The sequence below is a fragment of the Cryobacterium sp. Hz9 genome (genome assembly GCF_004402825.1).
Taxonomy (GTDB): domain Bacteria; phylum Actinomycetota; class Actinomycetes; order Actinomycetales; family Microbacteriaceae; genus Cryobacterium; species Cryobacterium gelidum.
On sequence record NZ_SOFC01000014.1, the window covers coordinates 159,776 to 181,815 of the forward strand.

At 65.8% G+C, this 22,040-nt stretch carries 19 protein-coding genes; 7 read left to right on the top strand and 12 right to left on the bottom strand.

Going from position 1 to position 22,040, the window contains the following annotated elements; translation table 11 throughout:
* Positions 1–15: 15 nt before the first annotated feature.
* The 5 genes from narI to E3N85_RS07615 all read right to left on the bottom strand — a co-directional run bounded on the left by narI (position 16) and on the right by E3N85_RS07615 (position 7,768).
* Positions 16–774, bottom strand: a complete 759-nt coding sequence (narI, locus tag E3N85_RS07595; protein ID WP_134461603.1) for a respiratory nitrate reductase subunit gamma — start codon at positions 772–774, stop codon at positions 16–18.
* On the bottom strand, positions 771–1,496 hold the full coding sequence (narJ, locus tag E3N85_RS07600; RefSeq protein ID WP_241978365.1) for a nitrate reductase molybdenum cofactor assembly chaperone: 726 nt from the start codon (positions 1,494–1,496) through the stop codon (positions 771–773). The genes narI and narJ overlap by 4 nt, the downstream gene beginning before the upstream one ends.
* On the bottom strand, positions 1,493–3,160 hold the full coding sequence (gene narH, locus E3N85_RS07605; RefSeq protein ID WP_134461606.1) for a nitrate reductase subunit beta: 1,668 nt from the start codon (positions 3,158–3,160) through the stop codon (positions 1,493–1,495). The genes narJ and narH overlap by 4 nt, the downstream gene beginning before the upstream one ends.
* Complete coding sequence (locus E3N85_RS07610) at positions 3,160–6,948, bottom strand: nitrate reductase subunit alpha (protein WP_241978366.1); 3,789 nt, start codon at positions 6,946–6,948, stop codon at positions 3,160–3,162. The genes narH and E3N85_RS07610 overlap by 1 nt, the downstream gene beginning before the upstream one ends.
* A 145-nt stretch (positions 6,949–7,093) precedes the next feature.
* On the bottom strand, positions 7,094–7,768 hold the full coding sequence (locus tag E3N85_RS07615) for a metalloregulator ArsR/SmtB family transcription factor (protein ID WP_134461609.1): 675 nt from the start codon (positions 7,766–7,768) through the stop codon (positions 7,094–7,096).
* Positions 7,769–7,909: 141 nt separating this feature from the next.
* On the opposite strand from E3N85_RS07615, the gene pdhA reads away from it, so the two are divergent.
* The 4 genes from pdhA (at position 7,910) to E3N85_RS07635 (ending at position 12,069) form a co-directional block, all read left to right on the top strand.
* Positions 7,910–8,983 (top strand): pyruvate dehydrogenase (acetyl-transferring) E1 component subunit alpha, encoded by a 1,074-nt coding sequence (pdhA, locus tag E3N85_RS07620; protein ID WP_134461611.1) that lies wholly within the window; start codon positions 7,910–7,912, stop codon positions 8,981–8,983.
* Positions 8,980–10,023 carry an alpha-ketoacid dehydrogenase subunit beta gene (locus E3N85_RS07625; protein WP_241978367.1) on the top strand — a complete coding sequence of 348 codons (1,044 nt, stop codon included), beginning with the start codon at positions 8,980–8,982 and terminating at the stop codon, positions 10,021–10,023. The genes pdhA and E3N85_RS07625 overlap by 4 nt, the downstream gene beginning before the upstream one ends.
* A 9-nt stretch (positions 10,024–10,032) precedes the next feature.
* A complete protein-coding gene (locus E3N85_RS07630; protein ID WP_134461614.1) occupies positions 10,033–11,325 on the top strand; it encodes a dihydrolipoamide acetyltransferase family protein in 1,293 nt (430 codons plus the stop codon).
* 63 nt (positions 11,326–11,388) lie between these two features.
* Positions 11,389–12,069: a metalloregulator ArsR/SmtB family transcription factor gene (locus E3N85_RS07635; protein ID WP_134461616.1), complete on the top strand. Its 681-nt coding sequence runs from the start codon at positions 11,389–11,391 to the stop codon at positions 12,067–12,069.
* Positions 12,070–12,071: 2 nt separating this feature from the next.
* On the opposite strand, the gene E3N85_RS07640 is transcribed toward E3N85_RS07635, so the two are convergent.
* Genes E3N85_RS07640 through E3N85_RS07650 form a run of 3 tightly spaced genes read right to left on the bottom strand, consistent with a single transcriptional unit; the run spans position 12,072 to position 14,375 of the window.
* Positions 12,072–12,293, bottom strand: coding sequence for a ferrous iron transport protein A (locus tag E3N85_RS07640; RefSeq protein WP_134461619.1), 222 nt, complete (start codon positions 12,291–12,293; stop codon positions 12,072–12,074).
* A complete protein-coding gene (locus tag E3N85_RS07645; RefSeq protein WP_134461622.1) occupies positions 12,290–12,988 on the bottom strand; it encodes a TrkA family potassium uptake protein in 699 nt (232 codons plus the stop codon). The genes E3N85_RS07640 and E3N85_RS07645 overlap by 4 nt, the downstream gene beginning before the upstream one ends.
* On the bottom strand, positions 12,981–14,375 hold the full coding sequence (locus E3N85_RS07650; RefSeq protein ID WP_241978368.1) for a TrkH family potassium uptake protein: 1,395 nt from the start codon (positions 14,373–14,375) through the stop codon (positions 12,981–12,983). The genes E3N85_RS07645 and E3N85_RS07650 overlap by 8 nt, the downstream gene beginning before the upstream one ends.
* 205 nt (positions 14,376–14,580) lie before the next feature.
* Here E3N85_RS07650 and E3N85_RS07655 point away from each other — a divergent pair, with 205 nt between their 5' ends.
* Complete coding sequence (locus E3N85_RS07655; RefSeq protein WP_134461627.1) at positions 14,581–15,084, top strand: hypothetical protein; 504 nt, start codon at positions 14,581–14,583, stop codon at positions 15,082–15,084.
* Here the strand turns inward: E3N85_RS07655 and E3N85_RS07660 are convergent.
* The 4 genes from E3N85_RS07660 to E3N85_RS07675 all read right to left on the bottom strand — a co-directional run bounded on the left by E3N85_RS07660 (position 15,081) and on the right by E3N85_RS07675 (position 19,899).
* The gene (locus tag E3N85_RS07660) at positions 15,081–16,478 is read right to left on the bottom strand and encodes an FAD-binding oxidoreductase (RefSeq protein ID WP_134461630.1); all 1,398 of its coding nucleotides are present in this window, start codon (positions 16,476–16,478) and stop codon (positions 15,081–15,083) included. The genes E3N85_RS07655 and E3N85_RS07660 overlap by 4 nt on opposite strands.
* Entirely contained in the window at positions 16,475–17,194 is a 720-nt protein-coding gene (locus E3N85_RS07665; RefSeq protein WP_241978369.1) for a phosphatase PAP2 family protein, read from the bottom strand. Before E3N85_RS07665 ends, E3N85_RS07660 begins: the two co-directional genes overlap by 4 nt.
* Positions 17,195–17,329: 135 nt before the next feature.
* Positions 17,330–18,607, bottom strand: coding sequence for a multidrug effflux MFS transporter (locus tag E3N85_RS07670; RefSeq protein WP_241978370.1), 1,278 nt, complete (start codon positions 18,605–18,607; stop codon positions 17,330–17,332).
* 137 nt (positions 18,608–18,744) lie between these two features.
* Positions 18,745–19,899 carry an ROK family transcriptional regulator gene (locus E3N85_RS07675; protein WP_134461633.1) on the bottom strand — a complete coding sequence of 385 codons (1,155 nt, stop codon included), beginning with the start codon at positions 19,897–19,899 and terminating at the stop codon, positions 18,745–18,747.
* A 129-nt stretch (positions 19,900–20,028) separates the two neighbouring features.
* Here E3N85_RS07675 and E3N85_RS07680 point away from each other — a divergent pair, with 129 nt between their 5' ends.
* Positions 20,029–21,033, top strand: a complete 1,005-nt coding sequence (locus E3N85_RS07680; RefSeq protein ID WP_134461636.1) for an aldo/keto reductase family protein — start codon at positions 20,029–20,031, stop codon at positions 21,031–21,033.
* 58 nt (positions 21,034–21,091) lie between these two features.
* Complete coding sequence (locus E3N85_RS07685) at positions 21,092–21,946, top strand: NAD(P)-dependent oxidoreductase (protein WP_134461639.1); 855 nt, start codon at positions 21,092–21,094, stop codon at positions 21,944–21,946.
* The last annotated feature ends 94 nt before the right edge of the window (positions 21,947–22,040 follow it).

The following is a 22,040-nucleotide window of genomic DNA, read 5'->3' on the forward strand; positions in this document are numbered from 1 at the left end:
GCCAGTATCGTGCCATTATTTGCGCGAGCGCTCGAGCGGGCGCTCGCTCTTTTCCCAGCCGCGCCGCGGCGGGCGCGATCCGGCACCCCGAGGGGCGTCCCGCGAACGGTAGACCACGTAGGGGCGCACGAGATAGCCGAGCGGCGCCGAGAACACGTGCACCAGCCGAGTGAAGGGCCACAGCAGAAACAGCGCGGTCGCCGTGAGCACGTGCAGTTGAAAGAAAAACGGTACACCGCTCATGAGCGACGGGTCGGGCTGAAGACTGTACAGTGAGCGGATCCAGGGTGAGATCGACCCTCGATAGTCATACCCGCCGCCGAAGATTTGGTACAGCACGGTGGCCGTCGTGCCAAAGGTGATCGTGCTGGCCAGGCACACGTACATGACCTTGTCCATCACCGTTGTCACGAGCAACACCCGTTTGGTCAGGCGGCGGCGGTAGATCAGAATGGCGAGCCCGGCAACGGTGAGCACGGCCGCGAAACTGCCCAGCCAGGTAGCACCGAGGTGATACAGGTGCTCGGTCACGCCGAAGAATTCAAGCCACGGCTTAGGAATGAACAGGCCGACGACGTGCCCGCCGATCACCATGAGGATGCCGTAGTGGAACATGGGCGAGCCCCACCGCAGCAGCCGGTTCTCGTAGGTCTGGCTGGACCGGCTCGTCCAGCCGAACTGGTCGTAGCGGAAGCGCAGCAGATGCCCCACCACGAATACGCCAGAGGCGGCATAGGGAAAAGCGACCCAGAGCAGGTAATCCCAGGCGGTCATACTCTCACATCTTCATTTGCGTGCGCGGAAAACGGTTTCAGATTGCCGAGGTAGGTCATTCCGACCGTCTCGGTCGGCGGCCCCTCGTTGACGAGGTTGAGGTAGCGTTCGCGGGTCTCGTCGTCGATCATGGGCAGCGACAGGCACACCGCCTCCACGAGGTGGGCGTAGGGACTGTCGAACTTCTCGAGCGCCGAGCGCAACACCTCGATACCGTCGCGGTGCGCGGCGAGCAGTTCCTGCGCGATCAAAGAGTCGGAGAGCGCTGAGAATTCCAGCACCATCGGCAGGTAGTCGGGCAGTTCGTCGGCGTCAACCTGCCAGCCCGCGGCCCGGTATGCCTCGACGAACCGCACGAGCGCCATGCCGCGGCGGCGGGTATCCCCGGCCGCATAGTAGGTGAGGTACGGGCAGCACTTGCGTTTCAGGTCGAAGGTCGCGGTGAAGTGCGTTTCGAGCTGCTGCTGGCTGAGCGTGTTCACCGCGGTGAAAAACGCCTGGAAGCTGCGGCGCAGCTCGCCGGGCAGATCCGCAACGGATTCCTCCACCAGCGAAAACTGCGCCCGCCGTTCCGGCGTGGGGTAGTCGAGCAGAATCGACGCCGCCATGTGCGCGATCACTCCTTGCTCGGGCGTCAGCGGAACGGCCGCAATCGCTCGCGGAGCCGTCTTGGGCGCCCGAAAGCCGAAGTTCATCCGTGCGCCGAGGGTGCCGACGTTCACGCGGGGCTCCCGGCATCCGCTATCGGCGGGAACATGCCCTGGGGCGCTCCATTACCGTTCCAGTTGAGCAGGTTGACCCGGCCCGGGGTGGTCGGCGCGGTCGCACTCGGGCGCCCGGTCATCGTGTTGTAGTTGTCGACCGTGGCGCCGAGCGGCATGCCGACGGTGTTGCCGTAGGGGCCACTGTGCCCAGCGGAGCCGGGCCCGCCCATGCCGGGGCCGCCGTCGGTGTCGAGCGAGCAGCCGAGCTCTTCGAGCTCCCGCGCGGTCTCGACGTGGGCCTTGGGAATGACGTAGCGATCTTCGTACTTGGCGATTGCCAGCAGCCGGTACATGGCGGTGATGGTCTCACCGGTCATGCCGACCGCGTTCGGAATGCGCTCGTCGGGCTCGTTGCCGAGATTGATGTCACGCATGTAGGCGCGCATCGCGGCGAGCTTGCGCAGTGACAGCTCGACCGGAACGACGTCGCCGGCCGAGAACAGTCCGGCGAGGTATTCCACGGGAATGCGCAGCTTGTCGATCGCGGCGAACAGGGTGCGGGCGTCTTCCCCGTCGCTACCCGAGTTACTCACGACGTCGACGACCGGCGAGAGCGGCGGGATGTACCAGACCATGGGCATGGTGCGGTATTCCGGGTGCAGCGGCAGGGCGATCTCGTACTCGGAGATGAGCTTGTAGATCGGGCTGTTCTGGGCGGCTTCGATCCAGTCCTCGGCCATGCCCTCCGCCTTGGCGGCGGCGATGACCTCGGGGTCGAACGGGTCGAGAAAGCAGGCGCGCTGGGCGTCGAGCAGGTCCTGATCATTTTCGATCGAGGCCGCGGCGAGCACCGCGTCGGCGTCGTAGAGCATGAGGCCCAGGTAACGCAGGCGTCCGACACAGGTTTCGGAGCAGATGGTGGGCTTACCCTGCTCGATCAATGGATAGCAGAGCGTGCACTTCTCGGCCTTGCCCGTTTTGTGGTTGAAGTACACCTTCTTATAGGGGCAGGCGGAGACGCACATGCGCCAGCCGCGGCATCCGTCTTCGTCCACGAGCACGATGCCATCTTCTTCACGCTTGTACATGGCACCGGAGGGGCAGGCCGCCACGCAGGCGGGGTTGAGGCAGTGCTCGCAGATGCGCGGCAGGTAGAACATGAAGGTCTTTTCGAACTCCATCTTCACGTGCTCGCTCATCGTGGCGAGAATCGGGTCCTGCGCGGCAGTTTCCTGCGAGCCGCCGAGATTGTCGTCCCAGTTGCCCGACCATTTGATGTCCATGTCCTGGCCGGTCAGAAGCGACTTCGGGCGTGCGACCGGGCTTTGTGTGCCGGCCGGGGCGGTGGTGAGCATGTCGTAGTCGTAGGTCCACGGCTCGTAATAGTCGTCGATTTGCGGCAGATTCGGGTTGTTGAAGATCTGCGAGAGCTTCTTCAGGCGTCCGCCGGCCTTCAGCTGCAGCCGACCCCGCCTGTTGCGCACCCAGCCGCCCTTCCACTTCTCCTGGTTCTCGTACTCGCGCGGGTAGCCGATACCGGGCCGCGTCTCCACGTTGTTGAACCAGGCGTACTCCACACCGGTGCGGTTGGTCCACACCTGCTTACAGGTGACGGAGCAGGTGTGACACCCGATGCACTTGTCGAGGTTCATGATCATCGACATCTGGGCCATAACACGCATTAGTAGTCCACTTTCTGGCTGCGACGACGAATCACGGTGACCTCGTCGCGTTGGTTCCCGGTCGGGCCGAGGTAGTTGAAGGCGAAGGACAGCTGGGCGTAGCCGCCGATCAGGTGGCTGGGTTTCAAGAGGATGCGGGTCAGCGAGTTGTTGGTGCCGCCGCGCATGCCGCTGGTTTCGGCGACCGGCACGTTGATGGTGCGGTCCTTCGCGTGGTACATGTACACGGTGCCTTCCGGCATGCGGTGCGAGACGATCGCTCGCGCCACGACGACGCCGTTGCGGTTGTACGACTCGATCCACTCGTTGTCGCGCACCCCGATCTTGTCGGCGTCCTGCGGGCTCATCCAGATGGTCGGCCCGCCGCGGGAGAGCGACAACATGAGCAGGTTGTCCTGGTATTCGGAGTGGATCGACCACTTCGAGTGCGGGGTCAGGTAGCGCACGGCGACCTCGGCATGACCCGCAGAACCCGTCGCCCCGGTCGCGGTCGTGGCGCCGACGATCGAGTCATCGAACAACCGGTGCATATCCAGCGGCGGCCGAAAAATGGGTAGCTGTTCGCCCAATTCGATCATCCAGTCGTGGTCCAGGTAGAAATGCTGACGGCCGGTGAGGGTGTGCCAGGGCTTCAGGTGCTCGACGTTGATGGTGAAGGCGCTGTAGCGGCGGCCACCGTGCTCGGAACCGGACCATTCCGGGGAGGTGAGCACCGGAACCGGCGCCCCCTGCACATCCAGGTAGCTGAATCGGCGGCCCTCGTTGTCGCTGGCGAGGTGGGCAAGCTTGACGCCCGTACGTTCCTCGAGCTGCCGAAAACCCTGCGTGCCGAGACGGCCGTTGGTGGTGCCGGAGAGGGCGAGTACCATTTCACAGGCGTGGATCGCGGTCGACAGGCGTGGGCGGCCAGCGGCCGGCCCGCTGGGCACCAGGCCGTTCTTCTTGCCGAGGTAGTCGACCTCCACGTCGGGGTTGAATTTCACACCCTTGGTGACCATGCCGAGCTTCGCGGTGAGCGGGCCGAGCGCGCCGAGCTGCGCGGCGAAGGCCGGATAGTCGCGTTCGACGACGACGAGCCTCGGCATGGTGACGCCGGGAATGAGCGGCTGATCGTTCAAGACCGTTCCGTGCGGGGTGACCATGGCGTCGGGCGTGTCATGTTGCAGCGGCGCCGCGACGAGGTCTTTACGCACGCCGAGGTGGGTCTGTGACATTTCGGAGATCTTCGCTGCTAGCACGTGAAAGATGTCGAAGTCGGTCTTGGCCTGCCACGGCGGCGCGATCGCCGGGTTGAAGGAGTGGATGAACGGATGCATGTCCGTCGTCGAGAGGTCATTCTTCTCGTACCAGGTGGCCGGCGGCAAGACGACGTCGCTGTAGATGGTCGTCGAAGTCATGCGGAAGTCGCTCGTGACCATCAGGTCGAGCTTGCCTTCCGGCGCGCTTTCGTGCCATTTCATGGTTTTCGGGCGGCGAGCCGGCATCGACTCGACGGCGCGCACGGCGGAGGGCGCCCCGAGCAGGTGCTTGAGGAAGTACTCGTTGCCCTTGCCGGAAGAGCCGAGCACGTTGGCCCGCCACACCACGAGCACGCGCGGAAAGTTCTCGGGCGAATCCGGGTCTTCACACGAGAACTCCAGCGAGCCGTCCCTCAGCGAATCGACCACGTATTCCGCTGGCTCCCGGCCCGCGGCTGCGGCGTCGTCGACGAGGTCGAGCGAGCTGCGGTTGAAGGTGGGGTAGCTGGGCATCCAGCCGCGCTTGGCCGATTCGACCAGGCAGTCAGCGGTGGTGCGGTCCGCAAACGTGCCGCTACCGAGCGGGCTCGCGAGGGTGTCGGCGGAGAGTCCGTCGTAGCGCCACTGGTCGGTGGCGAGGTAGAAGAACCCGGTGCCGATCATCTGGCGCGGCGGGCGTACCCAGTCCAGGCCGAAGGCGTACTGGCCGTACCCGGTGAGGGGGCGCACCTTCTCCTGGCCGACATAGTGGGCCCAGCCGCCGCCGTTGACGCCCTGGCAGCCGGTCATGGTGGTGAGCGCGAGAAACGCGCGGTAGATGGTGTCGGAGTGGAACCAGTGGTTGGTGCCGGCACCCATCAGAATCATCGAGCGCCCCTGCGAGTCCTCGGCATTCTGCGCGAACTCACGACCGATGCGAGCGGCGGCCTGCCACGGCACCGAGGTGATCTCTTCCTGCCAGGCCGGGGTGCCCGGCGTCGACGCGTCATCGTAGCCGGTGGGCCAGACGCCGGGCAGGCCGGGGCGGCCGACGCCGTACTGCGCGAGCAGCAGGTCGAATACCGTCGTCACCAGCACACCAGCGACGACGCGAACGGGCACGCCGCGGCGTACGATTCCGGCCGCTCCAGCGTGTTGTTGACCCGCAGTATCGTGCTCGGCGTCGGGCGTGACGTCGAAGCGGGGCAGGTCGATCGCAACGGAGTGACCGTCGTAGTCGGGGGCATCCGCTATCGAGAGCAGCGGGTCGCGCCCCTCGAGGTCGAGGTTCCACTTGCCCTTGTCGGCCTCGCTGAACCGGTGTCCGATCGAGCCGTTCGGCACGAAGGGCTCGCCATTCTCATCCAGCATGACGGTCTTGAAGGCCGCACTCGACACGGATGCGTCGGTGCCGGGCAGTGCGTCGGCCGTAAGGAATTTGCCGGGAACCCAGGCGTCCTGGCGCGGGGTGAGCGCGATCAGGTAAGACGAGTCGCTGAATTTCTTCATGTACTCGACGAAGCGCGGCGTGCGCCGGTCGACCAGGAATTCCTTGAGCACGACATGGCCCATGGCGAGGGCGAGGGCGCCGTCGGTACCGGGATGCACGGCGAGCCACTCATCGGCGAACTTGGAGTTGTCGGCGTAGTCGGGCGAAACGGTGACGACCTTCTGGCCGCGATAGCGGGCCTCGACCATAAAGTGAGCGTCGGGGGTGCGGGTGACGGGAACGTTGGAGCCCCACATCATGAGGTAGCTGGAGTTCCACCAGTCGGCGGACTCCGGCACATCGGTCTGGTCGCCGAACACCTGCGGGCTGGCCACCGGCAGGTCCGCGTACCAGTCGTAGAACGAGAGCATGGTGCCGCCGAGCAGCGAGATGAATCGGTTGCCGACGCCCTGCGACACGATCGACATGGCCGGAATCGGGCTGAAGCCGACGACCCGGTCCGGGCCGTAGGTCTTGATGGTGTGCACGTGGGCGGCGGCGACGATTTCGGCGGCTTCGTCCCAGCTGGCACGCACCAGTCCGCCCTGGCCGCGGGCGCTCTTGTACTGCCGTGCGGTCTCGGGGTTGCCGGTGATCTCCGCCCAGGCGAGCACCGGGTCGCCCAGGCGGGCCTTTGCCTCCCGGTAGAGGTTCAGCAGCACGCCGCGCACGTAGGGGTAGCGCACCCGGGTGGGCGAGTAGGTGTACCAGCTGAACGCTGCGCCGCGGGGGCAGCCGCGGGGTTCGTATTCGGGGCTGTCCGGGCCGACACTGGGATAATCGGTCTGCTGGGTTTCCCAGGTGATGATGCCGTCTTTGACGTACACCTTCCAGGAGCAGCTGCCGGTGCAGTTCACTCCGTGGGTGCTGCGCACTTCCTTGTCGTGCGTCCAGCGGTCACGGTAGAACGTGTCGGCGCCGCGACCGCCGTCCTTGAAGACGCTGCGCAGGTCTTCGCTGGTTTCGCCGCGGCGCAGAAAACGACCGAGCTTGAGCAGCGAGTCGGCGACTGGACCATCGGTGCCTGGCTTGGTCGAAATGCTCTTTGAGATGCGTGTGTTTGTGCCTGTGCGCGTTTTCACGACTGCCCCTTGCCTGGTGGGGAGTGCCGCAGCGGCACCCACCCTCACATCAAGCTTCGCCGCCCACCCAAACGCCTACAACCGCAAACGACCGTGAATAATATTTCCCCGCCCAGTAGAGCCCACGAGAGCGACGGAAGCGCCGCTAGGCACCCGCTCCGGGGACACTCTTGACGTTCTCGCGCTCGATTGACGCGGCCACCACGTCGATCACGCAGAGGTGGGGGGCATCGATCAGGTTGAGGCCGACCGCGCGCAACGGACCGTCGGCCTGCTGGAGTACGCCCTGAATCAGCCGGTAGTGCACACCGCAGACCTCAGGGTGCTCCTTGACCATCTCCGAATACGGGCAGTCGTGCAGGTTCAACTGCTCGCCGTCCGCGGATCGGCTGGCGTCGAAGCCGGCCTGGTCGAGGTGGTCGTCGAGCGCGTCGAGCTGCCGCTGCACGTCGGGACCAAAGCAGCCGGCTGGCGCTGGCTGGTTACTCTGCAACAGCGGAAGCATCTTTCGCAGCTGTTGGGCACGTTCCTGCGCAGCCTCGATTTTGCGCGCTCGAATCGACCCGAGTTCAATACTGACCCCGCCCGCGGCGCTGTACAGCATCTTCGGGCGGCCCTTGCTCTCGCGCGTTTCCGGCGAGCACGTGACGAAACCGTCGTTGATCAGCCGATCGAGGTGTTCCCTGGCCGTGTTGTGGTGCAGGCCGGCGGCCTCGGCCAGGTCATTCACCGTCATCGTTCCACGACTCTGCAGCTGATACAGCAGGTTCATGCGACTCAGACTGGCGAGCGTCTTGTAACTCGGAGGTTGGGCGGCCATGACTCCATTATGTCTTCCCACAATGGGTGACACCCAGAACGACGAGTTTGCTACCCCTCTATCCACTCCCAGTTTGAAAGGAAATCTTTGCAAACAAAGCGTTAGGCTTAACGGACGTAGTCAGCAGGAAAGTGGGACCACATGGCGACCAAAGCCCGCACGCGACCGAAGCAAGTCGACGCTCCGGGCGGTGACCCCGCCGGTACCCTGCGTGACTATTACGAACAGATGTCACTGGTGCGGGCCTTCGAGCTGCGCTCCGGTGAGATGTATGCCCGGGCCAAGATCGGCGGCTACTGCCACCTGAACCTCGGCGAGGAAGCCACGGTGGTCGGTCTGATGGCCGCCATCGAAGCCCGAGATTACCTGTTCACCGCCTATCGCGACCACGGCTACGCCCTGCTACGCGGTCTCTCACCCGAGCGCGTGATGGCCGAGCTGTTCGGCAAAACCAGCGGCGTGTCGGGCGGACGCGGCGGCTCCATGCACCTTTTCGACGCCGAAACGCGACTGTTCGGCGGCTACGGCATCGTCGGCGGCCAGATTCCCCCGGCAACCGGTGCCGCGCTCGCCCTAAAATATCAGGAATCGGCCGGCCCCGATGCAGCCGCCGTGATGTGCCTGCTCGGCGACGGCACGACAAACATCGGCGCGTTCCACGAATCGCTCAACCTCGCCGGCCTCTGGAAGCTGCCGATCGTGTACGTGATCGTCAATAATGGGCTCGGTATGGGTACGACGGTGGAGAAGGCATCCGCTGAACCGGAGCTGTACAAGCGCGCCGCCTCGTACCGCATGCCCGGTCTGCGGGTCGACGGCGACGATGTCCTCGCCGTACGCGACGCCGCCCGCGATGCGCTCCAGCAGGCCCGTGAGTTGCGCCAGCCGGTACTACTCGAGGTCATGTGCTACCGCCTGCGCGGCCATTCTGTGGTCGATCCAGCCCGCTATCGCTCCCCCGAAGACACCACGATCGCCCGGCAGTCCGACCCGGTGCCGAGTTTTCGCGCCGAGCTGATCGCCTCTGGCGTGCTCAGCGAAGCGGATGCCACCGCCATCGACGAGGCCGCCGATGCGCGGGTCACCGAGGCGGTCACCTTCGCCGAGGACAGCCCGGAGCCCGACCCCGACGACCTGTTCGCGTACGTGTACGCGACCGCGGTGGCGAATGCGCCATCCGCTTTGCCCGGAGAACCCGTTATGGATGCACTGTGAATACCTATACCGAGAACACTGAAGCCGTGACCACCCGTACGATCACCTACCGCCAGGCGCTCAATGAAACCCTGCGCGCGGAGCTGGAGCACGACGAGAAGGTCTTCCTCATCGGCGAAGAGATCGGCGTGTTCGAGGGGTCGTACAAGATCACCGCCGGACTGCTCGAGGACTTCGGGCCCGACCGGGTGCTTGATGCTCCGATCGCCGAGGAGGGTTTCGTGGGCGCTGCGCTCGGCGCCGCGATGCTCGGCATGCGGCCTGTGGTCGAGATCATGACCATCAACTTCAGCCTCATCGCCATCGACCAGATCGTGAACCATGCGGCCAAGATGCGGTCGATGTTCGCCGGCCAGGTCTCCATTCCCCTGGTCATTCGTATGCCCGGCGGCGGCGGTCAGCAGCTCGCCGCGACCCACTCACAGAACCTCGAGGTCTGGTACGCACACATTCCCGGGCTCAAGGTCGTCGCCCCATCGACTCCAGCCGACGCCAAGGCCCTGCTCACCGCGGCCATTCGCGACGATGACCCGGTGATCTTCTTAGAGAACCTGTCGCTCTACAGTGCCAAGGGCGAGGTGCCGGACGGCGAACAGATCGCCGAGATCGGTAAGGCCGCTGTGGTCAAGACCGGCACCGACCTCACCATCGTGAGCTACTCGCGCGGCACCACGACCGCCCTCGAGGTGGCTCGCCAGCTCGAAGCCGAGGGCCTGTCGATCGAGGTCGTCGACCTGCGCAGCCTGCGGCCGCTCGACCGCGACACCATTTGCGCCTCGGTGCAGAAGACCGGCCACGCCGTCGTCTTCGAGGACGACTGGCTCAGCTATGGCATCGGCGCCGAGATATCGGCGACCATCGGCGAGGGCGTGTTCGACTTTCTCGACGCCCCGGTGCGCCGCGTCGCCGCCGCCGAGGTGCCGTTGCCCTACGCCAAATCACTCGAGCGCGCCGCGCTGCCCAGCGCAGCCGATCTCGCCCGCGTCGTGCGCGAGGTACTCAATCTCGCCCCCGCTACATCTACCTCGAACGACAAGTAGGAGCCGGCCATGCCCGACGTCATCATGCCCCGCCTCTCCGACACCATGGAGGAGGGCGAACTCAGCCGCTGGATGAAGCAGGTCGGCGACGAGATTCACAAGGGCGACGTGCTCGCCGAGATCGAGACCGATAAGGCGACGATGGATCTCGAAGCCTTCGACAACGGGATCCTCGAGCAGCTGCTCGTCACTGCCGGCGCCCTCGTGCCGATCGGCGCGCCGGTCGCGCGCATCGGAGACGGCAGCAATATCGTTGCCGACGGCGCGGCGCCCGCAGCACCAACGACAGCACCAACGACAGCACCAACGGACGCACCCACGGCAGCGCCAACGGACGCACCGGCGGTCACCCCCGCTCCCGCCACCGCAGCTCCCACTTCCCCGGCAAGGCCCACCGGCGAACTGCGCACCTCACCGCTCGCCCGCAAGATCGGCCGTGAGCACGGCCTCGACCTGCACACCATCGTCGGCACCGGCCCCCAGGGCCGCGTCACCCGCACCGACGTGGACGCGGCGATCGCCAAGCAGGAGACGGCCGTCAGCACAGCGGCCAGCGCGCCCGTATCCGCTCCGTTAGCCGTCATTCCTCAGCCAGCCACCACCTCGACCGGGTCGACGGACTCCGTCGCCGTGCCCGTCAGCCGCATTCGCGCCGTCACGGCTCGCCGACTCACGGAGAGCCAGGCCGTGCCGCACTTCTTCCTCACGAGCGTCGTCGACGTCGAGCGCCTGATCGCGTTCCGCGCCGACGCGAATGCCTCGCTCGCCGCGCTCGGCACCAAGGTCAGCCTGAACGACCTGTTCGTGCGCGCCAGCGCCGTCGCGCTGCGCGCCCACCCCGAAGTCAATGCGTCCTGGGGCGACGGCGTCATCCTGCGCCACAGCCACGTCAACGTTGGCGTGGCCGTCGCGACCGATGACGGACTGCTCGTTCCCGTCGTCACCGACGCCGACCAGAAGTCCCTTGGCGCCATCGCCACCGAGACCCGCGCCCTGGCCGGCCTCGCCCGCACGGGCGGTCTGTCTCTCGCCCAGATGTCGGGCGGAACCTTCACCATCAGCAATCTCGGCATGTTCGGCATCGACTCCTTCACCGCCGTGTTGAACCCTCCCGAGGCTGGCATCCTGGCGATCGGAGCGGCGAGCGACGTGCCGGCAGTGCGTGACGGTGCTCTCGTGACGGTGCCAACGGTGAAGATCACCCTGACCGTCGACCATCGAGTGCTCGACGGCGCCGTCGCGGCCGCGTTCCTGCGTGACCTCACCACCCTGCTCGAAGAGCCGCTGCGCATCGTTCTCTAGCCCCGCAGCCCGTCGCAGCTTTAAAAGCACACCACTGCTCCAAATCAGGGTTATTCTTTAACCGTGGAATTCGAAGAACGCAGTCCCGGCTGGCACGCAGCACTCGCGTCGCCAATTCGGCGCAGCGTGCTCGAGTTTTTAGTCGAATCTGGCGAGCCGCTCGACGCGCCTGCCGTCGCCGCCCAGATGAATCTGCACGTCACAACGGCGCGGTTTCACCTGGAACAGCTGCTGGGCGCCAAGCTCATTCGACGCGAACCCGACCGGTCAGGCCAGCGCGGCCGCCCACGCATCCGCTTCACCGCCGTGAGGGCAGCAGCGCGCGGCGACGCCCGCGATCAGCTCGGCCACGCCCTCGCCAGCGTGCTCGCCGAAGACGACGACGGCGGCCGGGCCCGGGCCATTCGGGCCGGCGAAAAATGGTCGGAAGCCTTCGCCGGCGGCCTCACGGCGTCAACCAGCGCGGGCGCCACGCCGCTCGTCGAACTCCTCGACCAGCTCGAATTCGCCCCGCAACTCGATGAGGCCGGTCGGTCCATCGCGCTCACGGCCTGCCCGTTCCGCGAGGCGGCCCGCGCAAACCCAGGCGTGGTTTGTGCCGTGCACCTGGGGCTTATTCAACGGGTCGCCTTGACGCTCGGCCACGACGACAGCGCGGTCGAGCTGCGCCCCTTCGTTGGGCCGCACCTCTGCGTCGTCGACCTCGGCACCGACTGGAATGCCGCTCCGCATGACCCGAGCTAGGTCTATCGCGGTCGTCGCTGCGGCGCGGGCGGCACTGCCTTCGCGGCAACGACGTCACTCATCGCGAGCGTGACCAGTCCCCGCTTGGTCTCCACCGAAACGGATGCCGCGCTGCGGCCCCGCAGAAAGCCCAGCGCATCGGTATACCCACCTGCAATTCGCGTGCGGACGACGACACGGGTGCCGAGCGGGGCATCCGCAAGAAAAGCGAAGGGACCGCTCATCGCATCAGGCTGTACTCTTCGACCCGCGTCGACTCACCGGCGATCAGAATGATGTCGCCGTCTTCGATCACCGTGTCGAGCGACGTGTAGCTCCAACCGGCGCCGGGGCGGTGGAAGGCCGTGACGGTAATGCCGTAGCGGGCGCGCACCTTGGCCTGACCGAGCGGTACGCCGATGAGCGCGCGCGGCGGGGCCGTCTTGACCAGCGCGAAGTTCTCGCCGATCTCGATGTAGTCCTGCATGGCACCGCGCACCAGGTGGGCAACTCGCTGCCCCATATCTTTCTCCGGGTAGATGACATGGTTGACGCCGAGCTGGGTGAGAATCTCACCGTGCGGGTCGCTGACCGCCTTAGCCCAGATGTTTGCAATGCCCAGCTTGAGCAGCAGCGAAGCGGTGAGAATGTTCGCCTGGATATCGCCGCCGATCGCCACGACCACGCTCGAGAAATCGGGCACCGAGAGCTCTCGCAAGGTCGCTTCCTTGGTGGAGTCGGCACGCACCACATGGGTGAGCAGCCCGTTGTGCATCTGCACCACCTCTTCGTCGCCGTCGATGCCGAGCACCTCGGTGCCACTCTTCATGAGTTCGAGGGCGAGGGCGCTGCCAAACCGGCCCAGACCGATGACGACGACCGATTCAGCTTCGGCGAGGCGCGCAGGGTCGCTACGCCCGAACAACGAATATTTAGCCAATGATCGGCCTTTCCTTGGGAAGTTCGTAGGTGGTGTGGCGCTCTCGCAGGGCGATGGCCGACGCGAAGGTGATCGGTCCGAGGCGGCCGATGAACATAAGCAGAATCAGGATGACCTGCCCTCCCCAGGGCAGCCCCGAGGTGATGCCGGTCGACAGTCCCACCGTCGCAAAAGCAGAGATCGTCTCGAACAGCAGGGCGTCCAGTGAGATGTCCGTCATGAGCATGAGCACCGCCGTCGCAGCAATGATGACGCCAACGGCCAGCAGGGCGATCGTGATCGCCTCGCGGTGTACCGCCCGGGACAGACGCTTGCCGAACACGTTGACGGCGACCTGGCCGCGCACCTCGGTCCAGAGGATGAAGAACAAGACGGCGAAGGTCGTGATCTTGATACCGCCGGCGGTTCCGGCCGGGCCGCCACCGATGAGCATCAAAACGTCCATGCCGAGAAGGGTGGCGGAGTCGAGCTGGGCGATGTCGACGCTGTTGAAACCGGCGGTGCGGGTCTGAACCGCCTGGAAGAAACCAGCGAGGAGCTTGCCGGGCCAGTCCAGCGGGCCAAGGGTATTCGGATTGGACCATTCGACGGCGGTGATGTACGCCGTTCCCAGGACCAGGAGCGCGATCGTGCCGGCGATCACGATGCGGGTGTTCATAGTCCAGGTGCGAATCGACCAGCGGAACGGTTGCCGCACCTGCGCCCGCAGCTGTCGCCGCAGTTGCACGATGACGGGAAAGCCGAGTCCACCGAGAATGACGGCGGCGCAAATCGGCAGGCAGATCCAGGCATCCGTTGCGTAACCCATGAGGTTGTCGCTGAACAGGGCGAAGCCGGCGTTGTTGAAGCTCGACACCGAGTGGAACACCCCCAGCCAGACGGCCCGGCCAACGGGCTCGCCGTAACCGATCATAAAACGTAATCCCAGCATCAGCGCGACGGTGGCTTCGATAGCCAGAGAAATACGCACAACGCCGACAACAAGCCCCTTCACGTCTTCGAGACCGACGCTCTTGGTCTCCGCAGCCGCTGTCATGCGCGAGCGCAGCGAGAGCTTGCGAGCGATCGCGAGGCCCACCACTGAGGCGAACGACATGATCCCGAACCCGCCGATCTGAATGAGAAACAGGATCACGATCTGGCCGAAGGGGGTCCAGTACACCGCTGTATCCACGACGGTCAGCCCGGTGACGCACACGGCGCTCGTCGCCGTGAACAGCGCCTCCAGAAACGACGCCGCGCCGGGCCCGACCCGGGCGTTCGGCAGCATCAGCAACGCCGTGCCAACAAGAATGGTCAGGGCAAAACCAGAAACGACGACCTGCGCCGGATGCAGCCTGTTCCGCTTCGTTGTGTTGCCGCGTTCGCGGACGGCCCGTGAGTGCACGCAGCCAACTCTACGCTGGGCACGCTGACCGGGTCCACACGATGGCTCGCCATCCGGTCGTACTCGATTGAGACAGCTCTGTCTACCCTGGAAGGCTGTGCGGATTTTCCGACCGAAGTGCGGGATACTGTCACCGGGGGGAACAGAACACATGGTGGGTGAGGGGATCAAACCGGTAGAACCGGAGATTTTTCGGCCCCGGCGAATGCTGGTCGCACGGTCGATCATCGCGGCCCTGTCTCTATCGGTGCCGCTGCTGGTCGTGCTGTACTGGCTCACTATCCCCCGCGGCACGTGGATTATTGTGGCGGGGGTGCAGGGTGGGCTGACCCTTCTGGCTGTCGTGGCCGTGTTCGCAGTCCGCAGAATCCGTGTATCCGTCACCCCGCACAGCCTGGAGAGCCGAAACCTGCTGGGCCGGGTGACGGCCTTGGGCACGACCGATATCGCCAGTGGTGTGCTCGTCGACCTGTATCAAAGCGGATCCGTCGAGACTCTCCCGCATCTCTATCTGCTCGACGCCGACGGCGAAGTTCTGCTGCGTTTCCGGGGTCAGATCTGGCCGCGTTCGGGCCTGGAAAAGCTGATCGACACGCTCGGGGTCGCTGTTGCGCGCCTGACCGACCCGCTCACCGTGGCTGAACTCGGGCGAATACACCCGCAGCTGGTACACCGTCGCACGCGCCAGGCCGCCCGAACCGGCGTCTAGTGGCCCCGACCCGACACGACGTCGGCCACCCGCGCGAGCGGTGATGTGGTGCGACGACCGGTCAGCTCAGCTCGATCAGCCAGGGAATAGGCCCGGTACAGCGCGGTGACGGCGAGCCAGCGCAACGGTTCGGGCTCCCATTTTCGCACCCGATGGTTCACCCAGGGCAGCTCTGCGAGGCTGCTGTCCCGGCCGAGAATCAGGTCGGTGAGTGTGCGCCCGGCCAGGTTCGTGGTTGCGACCCCGGTGCCTACATAGCCGCCGGCCCACGCCAGTCCGGTCTGTGGGTCGAGACCCACGGTCGCCGCCCAGTCCCGGGGCACGCCGAGCACACCAGACCATGCATGATCGATCCGGGCTGCGGCCGTCGCTGGAAAAAAGCGCACGAGAATGTTGCGCAGAGCGTTGATCGTGGTCTGCGGCGTCTGCCCGTCGGCATCCGTTCTCGAACCAAATCGGTAAGGTACGCCGCGCCCGCCGATCGCGATGCGGTCATCGCTCGTACGCTGCGCGTACATGTAGGCGTGCGCCATATCACCCAGGGTCTCCCGGCCCGCCCAGCCCATGCTTTCCCAGACGGATGCCTGGAGCGGCTCGGTCACGATCAGCGACGAATTCATGGGAAGCCAGGTTCTGCGCAGCCCCTTGAGGCCGGCCGTGAACCCCTCGGTCGCACGGACGACAAACGAAGCCTCGACGGTACCGGCCGCGGTCAGGGCCCGATGCGGCGCGATCTCACTCACCGGGGTATTTTCGTAGATCTCCACGCCGAGCGCTTCGACCGTGCGGGCCAGTCCGGCCACGAGGGCGGCCGGGTTGATGCGGGCGCAGTGCGGATGCCACATGCCGCCGGTGGTGCCCGCCACGTTGATGCGGTTCTGCGCCGCGGTGCTGGACAGCAACTCAACGTCGGTGTGCGCCCAGGACTGCTCGGCCCGGGCGACCTGCTCCAGACGGTGCTGTTGCGCGTTGTCGTAGGCCACCGTGAACTCGCCGCCCTTGACTATCCCCGCGTCGATGCCCTCGTCAGCGGCGACCCGAATGACCTCATCGACCGTGTCGTTCATGGCGGCCTGAAACTGTTCGGCGGCGGGGCGACCGTGGCTTTTCACGTACTGCTCACGGCCGCCGGTGACCGAGTTGGTCAGCCAGCCGCCATTCCGGCCGGAAGCACCGAATCCGGCGAAGCGCGCCTCCAACACGACGATCCGCAGGTGCGGCGCCGCCTTCTTGAGGTAGTAGGCCGTCCAGAGCCCGGTGTAGCCGGCGCCGACGATGACGACATCGGCTCGGGTCGATCCGGGCAGGGCTGCGCGCGGGGCCGGCTGACCGAGCTGGTTCCACCAGAACGAGACCTTCCCGTTCTGCCGCGGCTCGTGCGGCGAGCTTGTCATGACGTGACCGTTCTCTGCCGCTTCCACTGTCGTTCGAGCCGCCGCCGGGCGCTGATTTCACGTTCACCATCGAGCTTGGCGGCAACCGGAGCCCACAGCACGATGGCGACACCGGCGCCGAGCAACAACCCGCCGATGGTATCGGTGAGCCAGTGCGCACCCAGGTAGGTACGGCTGAGCAGCATCAGTATCGTGTACGCGGCGCCGGCGAGCGCCACCCAGAGCCGCGGAAAGATGATGGCGAGGCACACCGCCATGGTCGCCGCGTTGGCGACGTGGCCAGAAGGAAACGACCCGAAATCAGACGTGACCAGTATGTCTTCAGGCCGAGCCCGCCCAAAGGCCTGTTTGAGCAGTTGCACGCAGCCCGCACTGAGCACGGTCGCCACGAGGTAATACCCGGCTGCCCACGGCCGTTTGATCAGCACGATCACAAGAGTGATGACGAGCGGCACGACAAGAACGCCGAACAGGCCGCCGCCGAGGGCGTTCATGAACAGCGACGGAATCTCCCAGATCGGCGAGCGGTGCTCGATGATCTCGCTCATCCACTCGGTGTCAGCCTCGAGGGCGAGGCTGTTGGCCCGCACGACAACGACGAGGCCGACCAGAGCAGCCAGCACCATGGCGGAGAGCCCGCTGATCACCGGCCAGCGGCGCGACACGCGGCGAGCAGCGGGATTAGCGGCACGTTCCGGAGGCGACGGGTTAGTCATCCCGCCATCGTAGGACAGCCCGGTACGTAAAATCGGAAGGATTTAGCCCGCGGCAACCCCAGAATGCGGCGTGACATGAAATCTACGGGTTCTACGTACCCGACTCGGCGCAGACCGCCAGCGGCGCGCGCCCCGTCAGTGGCCGAGTGCCAGCACGCTGCGCGGGCGCACGACAAGCCAGAGCGCAAGAATCGAGATCACGGCGGTGACACCCATGACGGATGCCATCGGTATCGCCGTGCCCACGCCGAGCAGTCCCACAATCGGCGAGATCAGTCCGGCCACACCGAAGTTGGCAGCGCCGAGCAATGACGCCGCGGTTCCGGCCTCGTGTCCGTGGGTGTTGAGCGCGATGACCTGCACACTCGGCAGCGTAAAGCCGCAGGCCGCGATGAAGAACCAGAGCGGCACCAGCGTGCCCCACAGCCCGATCCCGGCCAGGTCGAGCAGCACGATCGCGGCAGCCGTGATCACCAGCACAACGGTGGAGACGGAAAGAATCCACTGCGGCCCAATGTTGTACCGGTGCATCAGGCGCGAGCTCAGCTGCACCCCGGAGACGACACCGAGCGAGTTGACGGCGAACAGCAGGCCGTACTCCTGCGGACTGAACTGGTAGACGTCCTGAAACAGAAATGGCGAGGCCGACAGGTAGGAGAACAGCCCGGTGAATGTCATCGCCCCGATGATCGCGACGCCCACGAAGGTGCGGTCGCTCAGTACCGCTTTGTACCGCTGCCCGAGGGTGCTGTGCCCGTTCGCGTGTCGTTCACTCTCGGGCAGGGTCTCGACGATCCAGAAGGCGACGGCCAGAATCACGATGACGCCGTAGGCGGCAAGTACCCAGAAGATGCCCCGCCAGTTCATGACGAGCAGCAGCTGCGAGCCGATCACCGGCGCCAGCACCGGCGCGAGGCCGCTGACGAGCGCGAGGCGGGAGAGCATCTTGACGAGCGGCTTGCCACCGAACAGGTCGCGCACCATGGCCATCGCGACGACAGCGCCGGCCGCGGCGCCGAAGCCCTGCAACACACGGAAGATGGCGAGCACGATGATGTCGTTCGACAGGGCGGCGCCGACACAGGCGAGAATGTGCACACCGGTCGCGAGCATAAGCGGCAGCCGGCGCCCGACCTTGTCGCTCCAGGGGCCCACGACCAGCTGCCCGAAACCGAAACCGATCATGGTGCCGGTCAGGGTGAGCTGGATGACCGACGGCAACACGCCGAATTCGCTTTCCAGAGTCGGAAACGCCGGCAGATACAGGTCGATGGTGAACGGGCCGAGCGCCGTGAGCGCACCGAGAATGAGAATGTAGGCGATGCGCTGTCGCCGAGTCAGTTTGTCCCCGGGGTGCACGGCGGTGGAGGCGAGTTGCGCGGCGCTAACCACGGGGATACTGGCAGTGATCACGAAAACGGATGTCCTTGGCTGGTCTAGAGAGGCTGGGTGGCGGCGAGCGGTGCGATTTCGGGCGACACGGCCGCGGTGACACTTCCGGCCGCCCTTACGCCAAGCGGGGAGGGATCCGCAGTATTCCCTGGACCGCACTATGGGTCGAGAAGCAGCGCTTCGAAGACCAGCTCGGCGGCACCGATCAGGAGCAGATTCGAGCCGAGGAGGGCGGGCGCAATCCGCACCTCGTCGAACGCAGCCCCCAGCGTCAGTGCGGCCACCGCGCGGGTGAGCCGCCCCGGGTCGACCCCGTAGAGCGCGGCGAGAAAGCCGCCGAGCACGATGAGCTCTGGGTTGAGGATGTTGACGGCGCCGGCCAGGGCGACGGCCAGAAAATCGAGCTGCCGATCTACTTCGGCGCGTACCGCGGGTGCGTCGGAGGCGAGCAGTGCGCGTTCGAGGGCGTCGGCATCCGTGTCACCGGCCCGCAGACCGAGCACCGCGAGGAGCGCGCCGCGGGTTACCTCGGCTTCGAGGGTGCCGGCGATGCCGGCTGAGTCGGTGCGGCGGCCCGCGCTCACCCTGGTATGCCCGAATTCCCCCGCGTAGCCCGTGCGCCCGCCGGCCGCGACTCCCCCGACGACGAGGCCGCCACCGATGCCGCTGGAGCCGCCGTTGAGATAGATGAGATCGGTCATTCCCCGTCCCGCACCGAAATAGCGTTCCGCCGTGACGCCGAGGCTCGCGTCGTTGGCGGCCACGACGGGCAGGCCGGTGACCGCGGCGAGCATCTCGCAGAGGGGTTCATCGACCCAGCCGAGATGTGGGGCGTTGCGAACCAGACCATCGTGTGCACGCACCAGGCCCGGCACGGCCACACCCATTCCGATTATGGAATATTCTCCGTATTCGCGCCGCAGGTCGGTGACAATGCCCGCCGTGATGGTGACCGCCTCGGCGGCCGTCGGCGTGGTCGGCGTCGCGAAGCGGATGCTCCGATGCACGACGCCGCTGAGGGCGACGACTCCCACGGTGATCGCGTCGATTTCAGGATTCACAGCAACGGCCACAACTCGGTCGCTCGCCGCCACGATCGGGCTCGGGCGCCCGGCGAGTTTGGTGGGGGTGGGAGTTCGTTCCTCGACCAGGCCGCGTTCGACCAGTTCTCCGACCAGCGCGCCTATGGTCGACCGGTTCAAGCCGGTCAGGCGGGTCAGCTGGGCGCGCGACGCCGCGCCTTGGCGGTGCACGAGGCGCAGGATGGTCGACAGGTTGTGCCGGCGTACATCGTCATGGTTGTTGCCCTGCATGGCGTCCAGCCCTCGGCTTCCAGCTCGCTTTTTTCGGTCAAAAGTCAGGTTACTGCGCCGGATGCGCTTGATGGATGATACGTTGCCAATGTCAACAAATCATCGAGGGCGCTGACAGATAAGGACATCATGGAGTTTCGATATCTAGGCAACAGCGGATTGAAAGTCTCGGAAATAACCTACGGTAACTGGCTCACCCACGGGTCCCAGATCGAGAACGACACCGCGACGGCCTGTGTGCGCGCGGCCCTCGACGCCGGAATCAGCTCGTTCGACACCGCGGACGTCTACGCCAATACCGTCGCCGAACAGGTACTGGGGGATGCCCTGCGCGGTGAACGCCGACAGTCCATCGAAATCTTCACCAAGGTATTCGGCCCGACCGGCCCCAAGGGACACAACGACACTGGCCTCTCCCGCAAGCACATCCTCGAGTCGATTGACGGCTCGCTCACCCGACTGCAAACGGATTACGTCGACCTCTACCAGGCGCATCGTTACGACGTGGAGACCCCGCTCGAGGAGACGATGCAGGCTTTCGCCGATATCGTGCGTCAGGGCAAGGCCCTCTATATCGGGGTGAGCGAGTGGAACGCCGAGCAGCTGCGCGCCGGCCACACCCTGGCCCGCGAACTGGGCTTCCAGCTCATCTCCAACCAGCCGCAGTACTCGATGCTGTGGCGCGTGATCGAGTCCGAGGTGGTTCCGGCCGCCGAGGAGCTCGGCGTCTCGCAGATCGTCTGGTCCCCGATTGCGCAGGGCGTGCTCACCGGTAAGTATCTGCCGGGTCAGGCGCCCCTCGCGGGCAGCCGGGCAACGGATACCCAGGGTGGCGCCAACATGATCAAGCGTTGGATGAGCGAGCCGGTGCTCACCGGGGTGCAGAAATTGCGTCCGATCGCCGACGAGCTCGGCTTGACCATGGCGCAGCTCGCGCTCGCCTGGGTGCTGGCCAATAAGAACGTCGCATCCGCCATCATGGGCGCGTCCCGGCCCGAGCAGGTCGCCGACAACGTGAAGGCCGCCGGTGTGCATCTCGACGCCGACGTGCTGACACGAATCGATGCCGCCGTGCGCGACCTGGCCGAGTTCGACCCGCGCAAGACCACCTCGCCCGAGCAACGCGAGGCGTGATGCGGCCGCGTCAGCATCCGCTGGTGCAATCTTTCGCTCGACCGATCAAGGAGTACTCATGAGAATCGCCGTCACCGGTGGCAGCGGCAAGCTCGGACGCAGCGTTGTCGCACGCCTGGCGAAGGAGGGCCACGCCGTCACCAACCTCGACCGCGCGGGACCTCGGGGTTCAGGATTCACCACGATCGACCTGACCGACTACGGCCAGGTCATCGACGTGATGTTCGGCATCGACGACCGCACAGCCGGATTCGACGCGCTCGTGCATCTCGGGGCCATCCCGGCCCCTGGCCTGCTGCCCGATGTGGCCACGTTCCACAACAACATGCTCGCAACCTTCAACGTCTTCCAGGCCGCCCGCCGGGCCGGAATCAAGACGATCGTCTATGCCTCGAGTGAGACGACCCTCGGCCTGCCATTCGACATCGACCCGCCCTACATTCCCGTCGACGAGGAGTACCCGGCCCGCCCGGAGAGCACCTATTCGCTGGTGAAGCACCTCGAGGAGCAGATGGCCATCCAGCTCGTGCGCTGGGATCCACTGCTGAGCATCACGGCGCTACGCTTCTCCAACGTGATGGACGAGGAGGACTACGCGGCCTTCCCCGGCTTTGACGCTGACGCCACCCTGCGCAAGTGGAACCTGTGGGGCTACATCGACGGTCGCGACGGCGCCCAGGCCGTGCTGCGGGCGCTCGAACAGGCCCAGCCAGGGTTCGAGACGTTCATCATCGCGGCTGCCGACACCGTGATGAGCCGCTCCAGCGCGAGCCTCGCCGCCGAGGTCTTCCCGAACGTCACGCTCACCAAGACGGTCGGTGAGCACGAGACCCTGCTATCGATCGACAAGGCGCAGCGGATGCTCGGCTTCGCCCCCGAGCACAGCTGGCGCGACCACGTAGCGGGTCAGTAACCGCTTCCTGCGATCAGACGCGTAGTCGAGCGCCGACATCTCAGCGATGTCGGCGTTCGACTACCTCGGCGGCAGTGATGACCGAAGCGCGACG

What these genes read in the sequence shown, in the direction of transcription:
- E3N85_RS07615 (WP_134461609.1), bottom strand. Translation starts at nt 7,768, where the DNA reads ATGGCCGCCCAACCTCCGAGTTACAAGACGCTCGCCAGTCTGAGTCGC.
- E3N85_RS07655 (WP_134461627.1), top strand. Translation starts at nt 14,581, where the DNA reads ATGCTGGTCGCACGGTCGATCATCGCGGCCCTGTCTCTATCGGTGCCG.
- narI (WP_134461603.1), bottom strand. Translation starts at nt 774, where the DNA reads ATGACCGCCTGGGATTACCTGCTCTGGGTCGCTTTTCCCTATGCCGCC.
- E3N85_RS07675 (WP_134461633.1), bottom strand. Translation starts at nt 19,899, where the DNA reads ATGCAGGGCAACAACCATGACGATGTACGCCGGCACAACCTGTCGACC.
- E3N85_RS07630 (WP_134461614.1), top strand. Translation starts at nt 10,033, where the DNA reads ATGCCCGACGTCATCATGCCCCGCCTCTCCGACACCATGGAGGAGGGC.
- pdhA (WP_134461611.1), top strand. Translation starts at nt 7,910, where the DNA reads ATGGCGACCAAAGCCCGCACGCGACCGAAGCAAGTCGACGCTCCGGGC.
- E3N85_RS07680 (WP_134461636.1), top strand. Translation starts at nt 20,029, where the DNA reads ATGGAGTTTCGATATCTAGGCAACAGCGGATTGAAAGTCTCGGAAATA.
- narH (WP_134461606.1), bottom strand. Translation starts at nt 3,160, where the DNA reads ATGCGTGTTATGGCCCAGATGTCGATGATCATGAACCTCGACAAGTGC.
- E3N85_RS07685 (WP_134461639.1), top strand. Translation starts at nt 21,092, where the DNA reads ATGAGAATCGCCGTCACCGGTGGCAGCGGCAAGCTCGGACGCAGCGTT.
- E3N85_RS07665 (WP_241978369.1), bottom strand. Translation starts at nt 17,194, where the DNA reads ATGACTAACCCGTCGCCTCCGGAACGTGCCGCTAATCCCGCTGCTCGC.
- E3N85_RS07640 (WP_134461619.1), bottom strand. Translation starts at nt 12,293, where the DNA reads ATGAGCGGTCCCTTCGCTTTTCTTGCGGATGCCCCGCTCGGCACCCGT.
- E3N85_RS07660 (WP_134461630.1), bottom strand. Translation starts at nt 16,478, where the DNA reads ATGACAAGCTCGCCGCACGAGCCGCGGCAGAACGGGAAGGTCTCGTTC.